The 15,426-nt window shown below is 69.3% G+C and carries 16 protein-coding genes; 11 read left to right on the top strand and 5 right to left on the bottom strand.

Annotated features, from left to right (window positions below):
- Window positions 1-61: 61 nt before the first annotated feature.
- A complete protein-coding gene (locus ABD970_RS12020) occupies window positions 62-820 on the top strand; it encodes a hypothetical protein (RefSeq protein WP_345295767.1) in 759 nt (252 codons plus the stop codon).
- A 93-nt stretch (window positions 821-913) separates the two neighbouring features.
- Here the strand turns inward: ABD970_RS12020 and ABD970_RS12015 are convergent, their stop codons facing one another.
- Window positions 914-2,089, bottom strand: coding sequence for an FAD-dependent oxidoreductase (locus ABD970_RS12015; protein WP_345295766.1), 1,176 nt, complete (start codon window positions 2,087-2,089; stop codon window positions 914-916).
- Complete coding sequence (gene ubiH, locus ABD970_RS12010; RefSeq protein ID WP_345295765.1) at window positions 2,086-3,315, bottom strand: 2-octaprenyl-6-methoxyphenyl hydroxylase; 1,230 nt, start codon at window positions 3,313-3,315, stop codon at window positions 2,086-2,088. Before ubiH ends, ABD970_RS12015 begins: the two co-directional genes overlap by 4 nt.
- A gap of 86 nt (window positions 3,316-3,401) precedes the next feature.
- Here ubiH and ABD970_RS12005 point away from each other — a divergent pair, with 86 nt between their 5' ends.
- The 10 genes from ABD970_RS12005 to ABD970_RS11960 all read left to right on the top strand — a co-directional run bounded on the left by ABD970_RS12005 (window position 3,402) and on the right by ABD970_RS11960 (window position 13,013).
- The gene (locus tag ABD970_RS12005; protein WP_345295764.1) at window positions 3,402-3,986 is read left to right on the top strand and encodes a hypothetical protein; all 585 of its coding nucleotides are present in this window, start codon (window positions 3,402-3,404) and stop codon (window positions 3,984-3,986) included.
- 138 nt (window positions 3,987-4,124) lie between these two features.
- Window positions 4,125-4,679, top strand: a complete 555-nt coding sequence (locus ABD970_RS12000; protein ID WP_345295763.1) for a cob(I)yrinic acid a,c-diamide adenosyltransferase — start codon at window positions 4,125-4,127, stop codon at window positions 4,677-4,679.
- Between the two features lie 14 nt (window positions 4,680-4,693).
- A complete protein-coding gene (locus tag ABD970_RS11995) occupies window positions 4,694-5,611 on the top strand; it encodes a histone deacetylase family protein (protein WP_345295762.1) in 918 nt (305 codons plus the stop codon).
- A gap of 234 nt (window positions 5,612-5,845) precedes the next feature.
- Window positions 5,846-8,251 (top strand): LPS assembly protein LptD, encoded by a 2,406-nt coding sequence (gene lptD / locus ABD970_RS11990; RefSeq protein ID WP_345295761.1) that lies wholly within the window; start codon window positions 5,846-5,848, stop codon window positions 8,249-8,251.
- On the top strand, window positions 8,248-9,594 hold the full coding sequence (locus tag ABD970_RS11985; RefSeq protein WP_345295760.1) for a peptidylprolyl isomerase: 1,347 nt from the start codon (window positions 8,248-8,250) through the stop codon (window positions 9,592-9,594). The genes lptD and ABD970_RS11985 overlap by 4 nt, the downstream gene beginning before the upstream one ends.
- Window positions 9,595-10,611: a 4-hydroxythreonine-4-phosphate dehydrogenase PdxA gene (pdxA, locus tag ABD970_RS11980; protein WP_345295759.1), complete on the top strand. Its 1,017-nt coding sequence runs from the start codon at window positions 9,595-9,597 to the stop codon at window positions 10,609-10,611. It abuts the gene before it with no gap.
- A complete protein-coding gene (locus ABD970_RS11975; protein ID WP_345295758.1) occupies window positions 10,608-10,952 on the top strand; it encodes a tRNA-binding protein in 345 nt (114 codons plus the stop codon). Before pdxA ends, ABD970_RS11975 begins: the two co-directional genes overlap by 4 nt.
- Window positions 10,949-11,740, top strand: coding sequence for a 16S rRNA (adenine(1518)-N(6)/adenine(1519)-N(6))-dimethyltransferase RsmA (rsmA, locus tag ABD970_RS11970; RefSeq protein ID WP_345295757.1), 792 nt, complete (start codon window positions 10,949-10,951; stop codon window positions 11,738-11,740). The genes ABD970_RS11975 and rsmA overlap by 4 nt, the downstream gene beginning before the upstream one ends.
- A 35-nt stretch (window positions 11,741-11,775) precedes the next feature.
- Window positions 11,776-12,159: a Co2+/Mg2+ efflux protein ApaG gene (apaG, locus tag ABD970_RS11965; RefSeq protein ID WP_345295756.1), complete on the top strand. Its 384-nt coding sequence runs from the start codon at window positions 11,776-11,778 to the stop codon at window positions 12,157-12,159.
- A gap of 32 nt (window positions 12,160-12,191) precedes the next feature.
- On the top strand, window positions 12,192-13,013 hold the full coding sequence (locus ABD970_RS11960) for a symmetrical bis(5'-nucleosyl)-tetraphosphatase (RefSeq protein ID WP_345295755.1): 822 nt from the start codon (window positions 12,192-12,194) through the stop codon (window positions 13,011-13,013).
- Between the two features lie 88 nt (window positions 13,014-13,101).
- On the opposite strand, the gene ABD970_RS11955 is transcribed toward ABD970_RS11960, so the two are convergent.
- The 3 genes from ABD970_RS11955 to lgt all read right to left on the bottom strand — a co-directional run bounded on the left by ABD970_RS11955 (window position 13,102) and on the right by lgt (window position 15,413).
- Window positions 13,102-13,614 carry a dihydrofolate reductase gene (locus ABD970_RS11955; RefSeq protein WP_345295754.1) on the bottom strand — a complete coding sequence of 171 codons (513 nt, stop codon included), beginning with the start codon at window positions 13,612-13,614 and terminating at the stop codon, window positions 13,102-13,104.
- A gap of 8 nt (window positions 13,615-13,622) precedes the next feature.
- Window positions 13,623-14,417, bottom strand: coding sequence for a thymidylate synthase (locus tag ABD970_RS11950; protein ID WP_345295753.1), 795 nt, complete (start codon window positions 14,415-14,417; stop codon window positions 13,623-13,625).
- 63 nt (window positions 14,418-14,480) lie between these two features.
- Window positions 14,481-15,413, bottom strand: coding sequence for a prolipoprotein diacylglyceryl transferase (gene lgt / locus ABD970_RS11945; RefSeq protein ID WP_345295752.1), 933 nt, complete (start codon window positions 15,411-15,413; stop codon window positions 14,481-14,483).
- Between the last annotated feature and the right edge of the window lie 13 nt (window positions 15,414-15,426).

Here is a 15,426-nt window from a genome sequence, read left to right as displayed (position 1 = left end):
TGGGAGCGTCCCTACTGTCGCCGGGGTAAGCACGACCCCCCGTCGAACGAGGATTCCCCACATGAAAACGAAGCACCAGAAACAGTTGCTGACCGTCGCGCTCGCCGCCCTGCTGGGGACCGGCGGCGCTGCATTCGCCCAGTCGAAGACCGGCTCCGCAGAGGCCAAGGTCCGGACCGACGTGACCTCCGAAGCGGCCATGGAAGATGCCGAAGCGGCGCGTGACGACGCCGAGGACGCGATGGAAGCCGTGCAGGACGCGGTCGCCGCCGATGAAGGCGGGGCGCTGACCGTCGAAGGCGCCGTGTCCGCCGACGCGAATGCCGACATGGCGAAGGATGCCTCGGTCAAGGCCCAGGCTGCCGCGATGGCGGCGTCGAACGCCGCCGACGAAGCCAATTCGGCGAAGGATGCCGCCCAGGGTGGCACCGCATTGCCGGAGGAGGCATCCACTCGCGCGCAACAGGCCGCGTCCAAGGCCCACGCCGCCATGCACGAGGCGGATCGCGCGGCCGCGAACGCGGAAGTGTCCGCCAACGTTGCCGAGCAGGCCGCTGCGATGCCGTCGGCACCGCCGCCGGTCGCGGCGCCCATGCCCGCGCCGGCAGCGACCGCCACGGCAGCCGTGAACGTGACCTCGTCACCGAACGATCCGATCCGTACCAACTTCGTCGCCACCGACGCCAATGGCGATGCCGCGATCGACAGCGGTGAGGCCAGCGTCGACGCGCAGCTGGCGGCGGTCTTCGACCGCTACGACAGCGACGACAGCGGCAGCCTGACCCTGGCCGAGTACAAGGCCTGGCGCGACGACAAGTAAGCGCCAGCGTCGCCAATGGCCCGTGGTGCCGGTGTTCCGTGTGCCGGCCCTCCCGGAAACGCCCGCATCCCCGATGCGGGCGTTTTTTCGTGCCTACAGGCCTGCCGCCTTCCGCCACAAACCGCGGGACAGCGGTGGGAGGCGCCCGGCCAGCCCCAGCAGGGGACCACGCAAGGCCGTCGGCAGCAGGGCATCGTTGCTGAAGAACCGGTTGATCGCGTCGAAGGCATGCGCCGCGACGGCCGCCTCGCTCCGCCGACCCCGCGCCCAGCGCTCCAGTTTTTCCCCGGACCGCCAGTCCTGGCGGGAGCCGCGGGCCTTCCCGACCCAGGCCACCAGCGACGACACGTCGCGCAGCCCCAGGTTGACGCCCTGTCCCGCCAGCGGATGCACCACGTGGGCCGCATCCCCCAGCACCAGCACGCGACCCCGGGCATGCGTGTCGGCGAGCTGCCGACGCAACGGGAACGCGACCCGGCGCGACCGCGGCGCAACCTCGCCCAGCCGGGCGTCGAAGGCCCGCGTCAGCACCGCTCCGAAGGCCTGGTCATCCAGGACGAGCACCCGTTCGGCTTCGTCCTCCGGCAGGGTCCACACGATCGAGCTGCTGCCATCCGCGCAAGGCAGGAAGGCCAGGGGTCCGGTCGGCAGGAACCGTTGCCAGGCCGTCGCCTGGTGCGGCAGGTCGGTCTGGACATAGGCCACCAGGCCACGCTGCGCGTAGTCGTGCACGGAGACGTCGATTCCCGCCAGCCGGCGCACGGCCGACTGCGCGCCATCGGCGGCGATGGCCACGGTCGCGGCCACGCGCGTTCCGTCGTCCAGCCGCAGTTCCACGCCGGCGTCGTCCTGCTGCAGCGCTTCCACGGCCGCGGGGCAAAGCAGGCGAACGTTGCTGCGTGCGATCGCTTGCCACAGCACGTCGACGAGGAGGCCATGCTCGACGATCCAGCCCAGTTCGGGCCGACCCAGCGCATCGGCGTCGAACGCCAGCTCGCCGCCGCCCGCGGCATCCCAGACGCGCATCGACCGATACGGTTGCGCGCGGGCCTCGAGCACGTGACCCCAGACACCCAGATCCTCCAGCAGGGAGGCATTGTCCGGGGCGAAGGCATAGACGCGCAGGTCGGGCGATCCCGGCGACCAGGCGTCCGGTCGCCTGGCCTCGACCAGGGCGACATCGAGCCCGAGCCGCGACAAGGCCAGCGCGCAGGCGGCCCCGACCACCCCGCCACCGACCACGATCGCATCCGCTTGGCGCCGGCTCACGATCCACCCGGACGACACAGCGCCGGAACGTCGCCGCGGTACCCCATCGCGCCACCGGCCAGGAATGCCTGCGCGGACGCAGACCGATCCAGCGCCAGCAACCCCAGGCTGCGCAAGGGGGACAGTGCCGGGGCCTTGCCCGAGGCAAGCCGCGCCAGCCCGTCGGTGAAGGCCAGCGTGCGACGGCGATCCTCCGCGCGGCGCGCGGCATGGGACTCGAGCAGGTCCGGGGCGCCCGGGTCGCCCGGTCGCTCGCCGATCAACTCCGCCAGCGTCAACGCGTCGCGCAAGCCCAGGTTGAAGCCCTGGGCCCCGATCGGATGCATGGTCTGCGCCGCGTTGCCGACCAGCACCGCACGCGGGGCGATCGTGCGACTCGCGGCAACGCGCAGCGCGGGGTAGACGCTGCGTGCGCCCACGGACTGCAGCTTCCCGGCCCGCCATCCGAACGCCTGCTGCACGCGCGCCAGGAACTCCGGATCGCCCATGGCCTGCACCTCCGGGGCATCGGCGCTGGCCACGCCATGCACCAACCCATAGTGGCGATCGCTGCGCGGCAGCAGCGCGGTCGGCCCATCATCGCCCAACCGTTCGTAGGCGGTGCCGTCCGGGGCACGCCCGGTCCGCACCCGGGCCACGAACAGGCTCTGTCCGTAGTCATGCTCGTCGCAGGCGATGGCGAGCGCATCGCGTACGCCGCTCCGGGTCCCGTCCGCCGCCACCAGCAGGCGCGTATGCAACGTCCTCGTTCCATCCGGCGTCTCGACATGGACGCTGCGGTGGTCGTCGTCCGGGGTTGGCTCGCCCAATGCGACGAATCGCGCCGGCCGGTATCGGGTGAGCGAGGCCAGTCCGGCCAGGCGGGTCTCCAAGGCTTCGCCGAAATCGCGCGCCACCACGACCTGGCCAAACGCCTCCCGTCCGTAGTCCGGTGCACGCAGCAGCACGCGCCCGAAATCGCCCTTGCGGCTGACGTGGATGCGGCGGATCGGTTCGCCGGGTTCGCGCAACGCCTGCAGGACGCCGAGCGCATTGAGTGCGTTGACGGTGGCGTCGGCGAAACTCAGGTTGCGCTCGTCGAACACCGCGGGGAGCGAGCCGGGCCGCGTGGCCTCGACCATGCCCACGTCCAGGCCGTGGGCGTCGAGCGCGATCGCCAGGCTCGCGCCGACCAGGCCGCCGCCCACGATCAGCACGTCATGCATGTCACTGGCCGCCGCGTCCATGGCGGCATGATAGCGACAGCACCACCCCTCACGGGCCTCCGCTAGAATGGTCGCCTGTCCGCAAGCAGCACCCACCGGAGCCCTGCATGAATCCCAGCGTCGCCCAGCGCGCCTCCATCCTGACCGCCCTCGCCGTCGCGATGGCCGCCACCCGGCTGCACCATTTCGCGGCCATCCCGGATGCGTCCTGGGCGGTGTTCTTCATCGGTGGCTACTACCTGCGCGACTGGAGCCGCTGGGCGTTCCCGGCGTTGATGGCGCTGGCGGTCGTGGTCGACTGGCTCGTGATCCGCTCGCAGGGCCTGGACTTCTGGCGGCACTACTGCGTCTCGCCGGCGTACTGGGCCCTGGTGCCTGCGTACTTCGCCCTGTGGGGCGGGGGCATGTGGCTGCGGAGGCAGGGCATCGACAGCGGTTGGCGTGCACTGGGCCTGCTGGCTGCCAGCCTGGTCGCGTCCGTGGCCGTGTGCCACCTGCTCGCGCAGGGCAGCTTCTACTGGCTTAGCAGCAGCGTCGCCGCACCGACGCTGGCAGGTTGGTGGAAGAACTACAGCGATTGGCTGCCCCCCTACCTCGGGGTCGCGTCGATGTACACCGGTCTTGTCGCCCTCGCCCATGTCGCGCTGGCGAAGGCCGGGGCCCACGGCCTCGCTCCGCCGCAGCGCCGCTGACCCGGGGACGCGTGGTGGGCGATCGTCTTGCCATCCGCTGCGGCGACTTCATCGACGCATGCAACGGCGATGCTGCCCGGCCCTGCGCTTCCCACCGCGGGGTACGAGTGGCTCCCTGTGGTGCCACGCGGGGTAGTCATGGGTAACCGGCTCTCGAAGATCTATACGAAGACCGGCGACGACGGCACGACCGGCCTCGGCGACGGCACCCGCGTCGCCAAGGACTCGGCGCGGGTCTGCGCCTATGGCACGGTCGACGAAGCCAACTCGTGCATTGGCTTGCTGCTGGCGTGCGAACTGCCCGAAGCCATGGCCGAGCTACTGACCACGATCCAGCACCAGCTGTTCGACCTGGGGGGGGAACTCTGCATCCCCGGACACGCAGCGATCGACGACGGCGACGTGCAGCGCCTGGAACAGCACCTCGACCATTACAACGAGGCATTGCCGGCGTTGAAGGATTTCATCCTGCCCGGGGGCGGCGAGGCCGCCGCGCGCTGCCATGTCGCGCGTACCGTCGTACGCCGGGCCGAGCGCAAGGCCGTCACGTTGTCGCACCACGATGCCGTCCGGCCCGAGGCGATCCGGTACCTCAACCGGCTCTCGGACCTGCTGTTCGTGCTCGCCCGCGTCCTGGCGCGCGAGAGCGGCCACGGCGAGGTGCTGTGGAACCACGAGCGCCGCAAGCGCTGACGGTGCCTGCCTCGGTGCCGCTTCCCGTCTTCACCCATCCTGCCTGCCTCGCGCACGACACCGGCCCGGGGCACGCGGAACGTCCGCAACGCTTGCAAGCGGTGGTCGACGCATTGCGCGCGCAGTTCGACGACCTGGACTGGCGCGAGGCGCCACGCGCCACCCGCGGGCAGTTGCTGCGGGTGCACTCGGGGGAGCTGCTGCATACCGTGCTGGAGACGCGACCGGCCGAGCGTATCCATCTTGATCCGGACACCGTGCTTTCGCCCGAATCGGCCGAATCCGCATTGCGCACCGCGGGTGCGGCCGTCGCGGCGGTGGACTGCGTCCTGGCAGGCGAAACCAGGACCGCCTTTTGCGCCGTGCGGCCGCCCGGGCACCATGCGACCGCGAGCCAGGCGATGGGCTTCTGCCTGTTCAATGGCGTGGCGGTGGCCGCGGCGCATGCACTGGAACACCACGGGTTGGCGCGCGTCTCGATCGTGGATTTCGACGTCCACCACGGCAACGGCACCCAGGCCATCTTCCAGTCGGAGCCCCGCGTGCAGTACCTCAGCTCCCACCAGATGCCCTTGTACCCGGACACCGGCCATCCCGACGAACGCGGGGTGGGCAACATCTTGAACGCCGCGCTCGCCCCCGGCGAAGGCAGCGAGGGCTTCCGCGCCACCTGGCGCGACCGGCTGCTGCCTGCGATCGAGGCCTTCGCCCCGCAATTGCTGCTGGTCTCCGCCGGCTTCGACGCCCATTGGCGCGATCCGCTCGCACAGGTGCAGCTGGTCGCGGATGACTACGCCTGGCTGACCGGGGAGTTGCGCACGCTGGCCGAAACGCATGCGCAGGGGCGCCTGGTCTCGGTGCTGGAAGGGGGCTACGACCTGCAGGCGCTGGGCGAATGCAGCGTCGCCCATGTCGCCGCGCTGCGCACCTGAGGCCGGGGAAGCACGTTCCGGCATTGGTGGCCCGGCCGCACGGCCGGGTCTCGCATCATCGGCAAGCCCGCGGCCCGTCCAATGGGGTCGCCGAGACTGCACCGAACGCCTGGCCCAGGTCCCAACGCCTCGCTGACCGCCGGCTGGACACGAGTCGCATGCCGCCGATGGGCGCATTGCCGCTGCCGGAGGGATGCGGCAAGCTAGCGGACGTTTTCGACGACGGACATCCGCGTGCGCCCAACCCTCCGCCTGCTCCCGCTGCCGCTGTGCATCGCCTGTGCCCTCGCGACCCCGCCGGCCGTTGCCCAGAGCGGCGACAAGCCGCCCGACTACTCGCTTTGCCCGGTCGTGGACGCGGTACCCGCATTCGCCGACGCGCAGCCACCGGTCGGCGACCCCGATGCGCGCGAAGCCCAGCCCACGGATATCGCCGGCGACATGCTCGACGGCATCGACGGCGAGACCCTCAACTACAGCGGCAACGTCACGCTGCGTCGCGGCGACCAGTTCCTGGGCGCCGACAACCTGACCTACGACAGCGAGGCCGGTACCTACGTGGCGGACGGCAGCATTCGCTACCAGGATTCCGCGATGCGGCTGGAGGCCGAACGGCTGGAAGGCGACCAGAACGACGACACCCACCGCGTCGACAACGTCCGCTACCAACTGACCCAGCGCCGCGGCAACGGCGGGGCCGACCGCGTGGAGATCAAGGGCGACCAGGGGTCGTTCCACGGATCGACCTATTCCACCTGCCCCCCCGACGAGCGCCTGTGGGAATTGCGCGCCGGCCGCATCGACATCGACAACGAGAAGGGCATGGGCGTGGCCCGCAACGCGACGCTGCGCGTCGGCAAGGTGCCGGTGCTGTACATCCCGTGGTTCCCCTTCCCCACCGACGACCGCCGCCGCACCGGCCTGTTGTACCCGACCGTGTCGCTTTCGGGGCGCAATGGTTTCGACTGGCGGCAGCCGATCTACCTCAACCTGGCACCGAACTTCGACATGACGCTCGAGCCGCGCCTGATGACCAAGCGCGGGTTCCTGCTGGGCACGGAATTCCGTTACCTGACCGACTCGGGGGCGGGCGAATTCGACATCGAGCTCTTCCCCTCCGACAAGCTTGCCGAGGACGGCCGCCAGCGCGAGATCGAACTCGGCATCCCGGAGGAGAACCGCCGCAAGGACGATCGCGGATCGCTCCGCTTCCGGGGCCACGAGAACCTCGGGGACCAATGGCAGGCGCGCGCGGACCTGAACTGGATCAGCGATCCACGCTACCTCGAGGACATGAGCAGCAACGTCGGCAGCTTCTCCAGCTACCAGTTGCTCAGCAGCGCCGGGGTGTTCGGGCGTGGCCGCAACTGGGAGGCCGGGCTGATGGCCGACCACTGGCAACTCAGCGACTACACGTTGCGCGACTTCCACCTGCCTTACAACCGGCTGCCGCGGCTCTACGGACGCTGGGAGGAGCCGTTCCAGCCTTGGCTGGTCGCGGGCGTCGACGCCGAGCTGGTGCGCTTCGAGCACACCGACTCCGCGACGCGGCCCGGCGGGTCGCGGCTGGACCTGATGCCGTACATCAGCTTCCCGCTGGAGGGCGCCTCCTGGTTCGTGAAGCCGACCTTCGCGTGGCGCTACACCGGTTATGCGCTCGACCAGGACATGGCGGACAGCATCGCCCTCGGCAACGGTTCACCGACCGCGGACACTTCTCCGTCGCGCAGCTTGCCGGTCACCACGGTGGATGCCGGCCTGTTCTTCGACCGGCAGGCCAGTTGGGGCGGCGAATCCTACCTGCAGACACTGGAACCGCGGATCTTCTACCTGAAGTCGCCCTACCGGGACCAGAGCGACCTGCCCCTGTTCGACACCCAGCCGCTGACCTTCAGTTACGGCCAGCTGTTCCGCGACAACCGCTACTCGGGCGCGGATCGACAGGCCGATGCCGACCAGCTGACCCTTGCCCTGAGCACGCGGCTGATCAACGAAGAGGACGGTCGGGAAAAACTGTTCGCCAGCATCGGGCAGATCCGCTACTTCGATGACTCCCGGGTCACGGTGCCCGGCGAAGTGCCGCTGGACCGCAGCAAGTCGGCATGGATCGCCGATGCCAGCTATGCCATCAACGATCGCTGGTCGGTCAGCGCCACCTACCAGTGGGACCCGAAGTTCCGGCGCGAGGACCTCGCGAGCATCCGCACGCGCTACCTGATCGGCGACGATGGTGTCGTCAACTTCAGCTATCGCAACCGCCGCGACCTGTTGCAGCAGGTCGACTTCTCCTTCCTGTATCCGCTCACGCCCGCGTGGAGCCTGGTGGGCCGCTACTACTATTCGCTCCAGGACCACCAGTTGCTCGAAGCCATCGCCGGCGTGCAATGGGACAGCTGCTGCCTGGCGGTCCGCCTGGTCGGCCGACGCTACCTGCGCAATCGCCTGGGCGAGCTGAACGATGCGATCCAGCTGGAGATCGAATTGAAGGGCCTGGGGTCCGCCGGCCCCGACACGGAGCGCCGCCTGCGCCGTGCTATCCTCGGTTATTACCGGGATGACCTCTATCTCGTGCCGCCGTTGCAGGTCCAGGACGGCGATGACCGCGACGCCAACACCCCACTCCCCGACCCGATTCCATGAAGAAACTTCCGTTTTTCGCAAGCGCCCTCGTGCTCGCGCCCTTGCTTGCCGCCTGCCTGCTGCTTGCACCGAATGCGCAGGCGCAATCGGTGGAGCCGCTCGACGGCATCGCCGCCGTCGTCGACGAAGACGTCATCCTGCGCAGCGAGCTCGATCGCGCGGTACGCAACATCCTCACCCAGTACGCGGGCCGTCCCGGCCAACTGCCTCCGCGGGACGTCCTCGAGCGCCAGGTGCTGGAGCGGCTGATCCTGGTGCGCCTGCAGACGGCGCGCGCACAAGCCACCGGCGTGAGCGTCAGCGACGCCGAAGTCGACGCGGCGATCGCGAACATCGCCAGCCAGAACAATTCGACGCCCGAGCAGCTGCGGCAGCAACTGGTCCGCGACGGGCTGTCCTACCCCGAATTCCGCAATTCGCTGCGCGACGAGCTCATGATCCAGCGCCTGCGCCAGCGCTTCGCGCAAAGCCGCATCAGCGTCAGCGACGCGGAAGTCGATGCCGCGCTCGCCACGCAGGGCAATGCAATGCAGTATCGCCTGGCGCACATCCTGGTCGCCCTGCCGGAAGGCGCGACCGCCGAGCAGATCGCGACCGGTGAGCAGAAGATCGAGGGTGTCAAGGGACTGCTCGAGCGCGGCGAGATGGACTTTTCCGCAGCGGCCGTACGCTACTCCGACAGCCAGAACGCCCTGGAGGGCGGCGACCTTGGCTGGCGCACCATCGACGAGATCCCTGCAGCCTTCGCCGGTTCCATCCGCGGCATGCAGCCCGGCCAGATCATCGGGCCGCTGCGCGGTCCCAGCGGTTTCCAGCTGCTGCAACTGGTCGAGACGCGCCAGGGCGCGCAGGCCACGTCCGGCGGGGGCATGGTGACCCAGTACCAGGCGCGCCATATCCTGATCCGCGCCGAGGACGGTGCGGAGGATGGCCAGGCCAAGGCGAAGATCGACACCCTGCGGGCACGCATCGCCGGCGGCGCGGACTTCGTCGAAGTCGCCCGCGCCAACTCCGAGGACACCCGCACCAAGAGCGCCGGCGGTGACTTGGGCTGGTTCAACGCGGACGACTTCGGCCCACTGTTCGGCGCGCAAGTCACCGCGCTGGAGGACGGGCAAGTCTCCGCGCCCTTCCGGACCGATGCGGGCTGGCATGTGGTGCAGCGCATCGGCTCCCGCCAGGTCGACGCAACCGACGAGAACCGCCGGGCCATGGTTCGCGAGACGATCGGCCAGCGCAAGCTCGAGGACGACTGGAACCGCTTCCTGCGGGAGATGCGCGGCGAAGCCTACGTCGACATCCGCACGGGCGCCAACGCCGACGACGCCACCAGCGGCGGCTGAGTGAGGCGCCCCCGGCTCGCGCTGGTCCCGGGCGAACCGGCCGGCGTCGGGCCGGAACTCTGCGTCCGGGCGCTCCAGCGACGCTGGGACGCCGAAATCACCGTGATAGGCGACCGCACCGTGCTGCAGCAGGCCGCGGCACGCCTGGCCCTCCCGCTTCCCCTCCCCCCCTGTGGGGATGATTCCGTGGCTGGGGAAGGATCGGCCGCGGTCGATGGCCTGCCAATCGGGTTCATCGACAGGCCGAACACGGTCGGCGTCGATCCCGGTTCCCCGAATCCGCGAAACGCAAGCGCCGTGGTCGAGGCGTTGCTGTCGGCGGCGCAAGGCTGCATCGATGGCCGATTCGATGGCATGGTCACCGGGCCGGTCCACAAGGCCACGATCAATGCCGGTGGAATCGCCTACACCGGCACCACCGAGCTGCTGGCCGGCCACGCCGGCTGCGAGGTGGTGATGATGCTCGCGAACGACGTCGCGCGCGTGGCGCTCGCAACAACCCACCTTCCGCTGCGGGAGGTTCCCGGGCGGATCACCCCGGCGGTGCTGGCGCGCACGTTGCGCATCGTCGATTCCGCGCTTCGGCGGGACTTCGGCATCGCCGCGCCGGTGATCGCGGTGCTCGGCCTCAACCCGCATGCCGGCGAGGACGGCCTCCTGGGCCAGGAGGAACTCGAAACCATCGGCCCCAGCCTGGAGCGACTGCGCGCCGAGGGACTCCAGCTGGTGGGTCCGCTGCCAGCCGACACCGCCTTCCTGCCCCGAAAGCTCGAAGGCTTCGATGCGGTGCTCGCCATGTACCACGACCAGGGGCTGCCCGTGCTCAAGTACAGCGGCTTCGAGCGCGCGGTGAACCTGACCCTGGGCCTGCCGTACCCGCGCGTCGCGGTCGACCACGGCACCGCGCTCGACATCGCCGGGACCGGCCAGGCCGATCCCTCCAGCCTGTTCGCTGCCATCGAGACCTGCGCCCGCCTGGCCGCGCGGGGCCGGCCACGGCGCGGGGAAGCCTCGTGACGGAACCGCTGATCGACTGGCAGGAGTTCATGCGCGTGGAACTGCGCGTCGGGCGCGTGGTGTCGGTCGAACCCTTTCCGCGCGCGCGCAAGCCCGCCTACGTGCTCAGGATCGACTTCGGTCCTGGGATCGGTCTCCGCAAGTCCAGTGCGCAAGTGACGGCGCGCTACTCACCCGGGGATCTCGTCGGCCGCCTCGTGGTTGCCGTCCTGAATTTCCCGCCGAAGCAGGTCGGACCGATGATGTCCGAATGCCTGGTGACCGGCTTCCACGACGACGCGGGCGACGTCGTGCTGTGCGTCCCCGATGGCGACGTTCCGCTCGGAGCACGCCTGGCATGAACGATGCCTTCAGCGGACGGGCCAAGAAATCGCTCGGCCAGCACTTTCTGCACGAGCGCGGCGTCGTCGACCGCATCCTGCTGGCGCTGGACGCGAAACCGGGCGACTGCGTGGTCGAGATCGGCCCCGGGCAGGGGGCGTTGACCCTTCCCCTCCTCCAACGCCATGGCGCGCTGACCGCGATCGAGTTCGACCGCGACCTGCTCGTCCCGCTGGCCGCCGCAGCCGCGCCCCACGGCGACCTGACCCTGGTCCATGCCGACGTGCTCGATGTCGACTTCACCGAGCTCGCGGCGGGACGCACGCTGCGACTGGTGGGCAACCTGCCGTACAACCTGTCGTCGCCGATCCTGTTCCATGCACTCGACCATGCGGCCGTGGTCCGGGACATGCACTTCATGCTGCAGAAGGAGGTCGTCGACCGCATGGCCGCGCCGCCGGGGAGCAAGGTCTACGGACGGCTCAGCGTGATGCTGCAGGCGTGGTGCGAGGTCACTGCGCTGTTCCCGGTGGGTCCGGGCGCATTCCGGCCGCCGCCGAAGGTCGACTCCGCCGTGGTCCGGCTGGTGCCGCGCGACCCGGTGCAGGTCGGCATCGAAGATGCGCGGCATTTCGCGGCCATCGTCCGGGCCGCGTTCGGCCAACGCCGCAAGACGCTGCGCAATGCCTTGCGGCTGTGCTGCGATGGCGACCGGATCCAGGCCGCCGGCATCGACCCGGCCTTGCGGGCGGAACAAGTGCCGGTCGCGGACTTCATCCGACTCGCCAATGCCACCACGCCCGCATAGTCGGGGCGTTCACGCGTCCGGCTTACACTGTGGGCATGGACGAGACCTCCGATTACACCCTCGAAATCCAGATCGCGACCCGGTTCCTGGACGACGAATCGGCGCCGGAAGACGACCGCTACGTCTTCGCCTACACCATCCGCATCCGCAACCTCGGCCGCTTGCCGGCACAACTGCTGGCGCGGCACTGGCTGATCACCGATGCCAACGGCAAGGTCGACGAAGTCCGCGGCGAAGGCGTGGTTGGCGAGCAACCGCGGCTGGAACCAGGCGAGCAGTTCACCTACACCTCCGGCGCCGTGCTGGAGACCGCCGTGGGAACGATGGAAGGCAGCTACGACATGGTCGGCGACGACGGGACCCGTTTCGATGCCCCGATCCCGCCGTTCACGCTCGCCGTCCCGCGCACCCTGCATTGAGCTTCCCGGGCATCGACAAGGGCGGGCACTGAATGGCTGTCTGGGCGATCGGCGACCTGCAGGGCTGTTACGCACCCACACAGCGGCTGCTGGAGCGCATCGCATTCGACCCCGCGTCCGACCGGCTGTGGTTTTGCGGCGACCTGGTCAACCGCGGTGGCGAATCCCTGCAAACCTTGCGCCTCGTGCATTCGTTGCGCGAGAACGCCGTGTCCGTGCTGGGCAACCACGACCTGTCGCTGCTGGCGATCGCGGAGCGCAGCCATGCCGACCAGCGCCGCGTGAATCCCGACCTGCAGGGCGTCCTGTTCGCCGAGGATCGAGACGTGCTGCTCGACTGGCTGCGCCAGCAACCGCTGGTCCACGTGGACCGTGCCCTGGGCTGGATGATGGTGCATGCGGGACTGGCGCCGAAGTGGACCACCCAGGTCGCGGAACAGCATGCGGGCGAGGTCGAGGCCACGTTGCGGGGCAAAAGCTATCGGAAGCTGCTCAAGAACATGTACGGCGACCGCCCCAACTGGTCCGAGGGCCTCAAGGGGCTCGATCGCCAACGCGCGATCATCAACGTCTTCACCCGGTTGCGCTATTGCACGCCCCGTGGGCGCATCGCATTCGAGGAGAAGGACGCGCCGGGAACGCAGGCGCCCGGCCTGTATCCCTGGTACGAGGTGCCGGGGCGCGCCGAGCGCGACCTGAAGATCGTTTGCGGCCACTGGTCGGCGCTGGGGCTGTTCCTGGGCCTGGGCGTGCATGCGATCGACACCGGCGCCGTCTGGGGCGGCAAGCTCACCGCGCTGAGGCTGGACAGCGAGGCGTTGCACGTCGTGCAGGTGCCTGGGAAAGACGCGTAGCCGCCTTGTTTCGCGAGGTGCCGCTGGGGGGCAGGGCATCGGCGTACTTCAGCGCGAGCGAACGCATCGCGAGCGGCACTTCGCCGCGTCAGGCGCGGACGTAATCCACAAAGTCGAACGCGAACGGGTGCCGCTCATCCGCCACGCGGGATTCCCGGGACACGACCCGCCATGCGTCCGCGTCGAAACGCGGAAAGAACGCATCCGCACCATCCACAACGGTGTCGACATGGGTCAGGTGCATCCGCAGGGCCCGCGGCATCGCGAGCGCGTAGACCTCGCCACCGCCGATGACGCACAGTTCGTCCGCGCCGTCCCCGCGCGCGACCTGCACGGCTTCCTCGAGCGACGAGACCGGCCGCATGTCGTCGAACGGCGCCTGCCCGGAGCGCGTGAGCACCAGGTTGCACCGCCCTGGAAGCGCCCGGCCCAGGGACTCCGCCGTCTTGCGTCCCATCAGCAACGGCTTGCCCAGCGTCAGGGCCTTGAACCGCTTCAGGTCGTCCGGAAGGCGCCAGGGAAGTGCGTTGTCGGCACCGATGCCGCGACACCGGTCCATGGCCGCGACGAGGACGATGTCGGGATGCTCGGAAACCGCCATGGGCCTGTTCAGACCGCGACCGGGGCCTTGATCGCCGGCTGCGGCGCGTAGCCTTCGATGGCGATGTCGTCGTAGCTGAAGGCGAAGACGTCCTGGACCTCGGGATTGAGCCGCAATCGCGGCAGCGGGCCCGGTTCGCGGGACAGCTGTTCCCGTGCCTGCTCGAAATGGTTTCGGTAGAGATGCGCATCGCCGAGCGTATGCACGAAATCGCCCACGCCCAGCCCGGTGGCCTGCGCCACCATGTGGGTCAGCAGGGCGTAGCTGGCGATGTTGAACGGCACGCCCAGGAAGATGTCGCCGCTCCGCTGGTACAGCTGGCAGCTGAGCTTGCCGCCGGCCACGTAGAACTGGAACAGCGTGTGGCACGGCATCAGCGCCATGTCGCCCAGTTCGGCGACGTTCCAGGCGCTGACGATCAGCCGGCGCGAGTCGGGGTTGCGCCCGATCTCGTCGACGATCCACCGGATCTGGTCGATCTCGCGGCCATCGCCTGCCGCCCAGCGCCGCCACTGCTTGCCGTAGACCGGACCGAGTTCGCCATCGGCATCGGCCCATTCATCCCAGATGCTGACCTTGTTTTCCTTGAGGTAGGCGATGTTGGTCTCGCCCTTCAGGAACCACAGCAGCTCGTGGACGATCGAACGCAGGTGCAGTTTCTTGGTGGTGACCAGCGGGAAGCCCTCGCCCAGGTCGAAGCGCATCTGCCAACCGAACACGCTGCGGGTGCCGGTCCCCGTGCGATCGTCCTTGTCGGTGCCGTGCTCCAGGACGTGGCGGAGGAGGTCGAGGTATTGCTTCATCGAACAGGCTTCATCGAACGGGCTTCATCGAACGGGCTTGTGGTGGGCTCCATGGGAGGGGGCTCAGCGCCCCCCACCGGCCGGTTCGGTGGCCTCGGGCTCCGCCGGGTGCGGATGCAGCGTGGGAGCCGAGCGTGAGCGCCACAGCAGGTACAGGCCGAACGCGATCAATGGCAGGCTCAGCAATTGCCCCATCGTCAACCAGCCGAAGGCGAGGTAACCCAGTTGCTGGTCGGGTTCGCGCACGAACTCGACGGCGAACCGGAAGACGCCGTACAGCACCGCGAACATCCCGGAGACCGCGTACCGCGGGCGGGGTTGGGCCGAGAACCACCACAGCACCGCGAACAAAACCAGGCCCTCCAGGAACGCCTGGTAGAGCTGCGAGGGATGCCGGGCGAAGACATCGAGCAGGCCGGCGTCGAAGCGTTCGCGCAAGGCCGGTGTGTCGAGTTGCTGCAGCTCGACCGGCAGCGCACGCGGAAAGACCACGCCCCAGCCGGCGTCGGTCGGCTTGCCCCAGAGTTCGCCGCCGATCCAGTTGCCGAGACGGCCCAGGCCCAGCCCAGGTGGCACCCACGGCGCCACGAAATCCATCACGTCGAAGAAGTGCAGGCCCCGCGAACGGGCCCACCACCAGGCGGCCACGAGGACACCGAGCAGGCCGCCATGGAAGCTCATGCCCCCGTCCCACACCCGCAGCAGCATCAGCGGATCGGCCAGGAAATCGTCGAAGGCGTAGAAGAGCACGTAGCCGACGCGGCCGCCGAGCACCACGCCAAGCATGCCGTAGAACAACAGGTCGCCAAATCCGTTCAGGTCCACGCCCGGGAGCCGGCCTGCCCGGATCCGGCGCTGGCCCAGCCACCAGGCCGTCGCGAATGCGAGCAGGTACATCACCCCGTACCAGTGCACCGCGGGATGGAACTGCCGCCCGAACAGCTCGAAGGCCGGGAACTGGAGCGCGATCGGATCGATCTGGTGCAGGTAGCTCATGGTTCGCGTGGGT

It is taken from the genome of Luteimonas vadosa (assembly GCF_039543545.1).
GTDB lineage: Bacteria > Pseudomonadota > Gammaproteobacteria > Xanthomonadales > Xanthomonadaceae > Luteimonas > Luteimonas vadosa.
Note: the sequence above shows the minus strand (reverse complement) of the source record. Positions and strands in the feature narration are given on the sequence as shown.

What these genes read in the sequence shown, in the direction of transcription:
- ABD970_RS12020 (WP_345295767.1), top strand. Translation starts at nt 62, where the DNA reads ATGAAAACGAAGCACCAGAAACAGTTGCTGACCGTCGCGCTCGCCGCC.
- ubiH (WP_345295765.1), bottom strand. Translation starts at nt 3,315, where the DNA reads ATGGACGCGGCGGCCAGTGACATGCATGACGTGCTGATCGTGGGCGGC.
- ABD970_RS12005 (WP_345295764.1), top strand. Translation starts at nt 3,402, where the DNA reads ATGAATCCCAGCGTCGCCCAGCGCGCCTCCATCCTGACCGCCCTCGCC.
- ABD970_RS12000 (WP_345295763.1), top strand. Translation starts at nt 4,125, where the DNA reads ATGGGTAACCGGCTCTCGAAGATCTATACGAAGACCGGCGACGACGGC.
- ABD970_RS11985 (WP_345295760.1), top strand. Translation starts at nt 8,248, where the DNA reads ATGAAGAAACTTCCGTTTTTCGCAAGCGCCCTCGTGCTCGCGCCCTTG.
- rsmA (WP_345295757.1), top strand. Translation starts at nt 10,949, where the DNA reads ATGAACGATGCCTTCAGCGGACGGGCCAAGAAATCGCTCGGCCAGCAC.
- apaG (WP_345295756.1), top strand. Translation starts at nt 11,776, where the DNA reads ATGGACGAGACCTCCGATTACACCCTCGAAATCCAGATCGCGACCCGG.
- ABD970_RS11960 (WP_345295755.1), top strand. Translation starts at nt 12,192, where the DNA reads ATGGCTGTCTGGGCGATCGGCGACCTGCAGGGCTGTTACGCACCCACA.
- ABD970_RS11955 (WP_345295754.1), bottom strand. Translation starts at nt 13,614, where the DNA reads ATGGCGGTTTCCGAGCATCCCGACATCGTCCTCGTCGCGGCCATGGAC.
- ABD970_RS11950 (WP_345295753.1), bottom strand. Translation starts at nt 14,417, where the DNA reads ATGAAGCAATACCTCGACCTCCTCCGCCACGTCCTGGAGCACGGCACC.
- lgt (WP_345295752.1), bottom strand. Translation starts at nt 15,413, where the DNA reads ATGAGCTACCTGCACCAGATCGATCCGATCGCGCTCCAGTTCCCGGCC.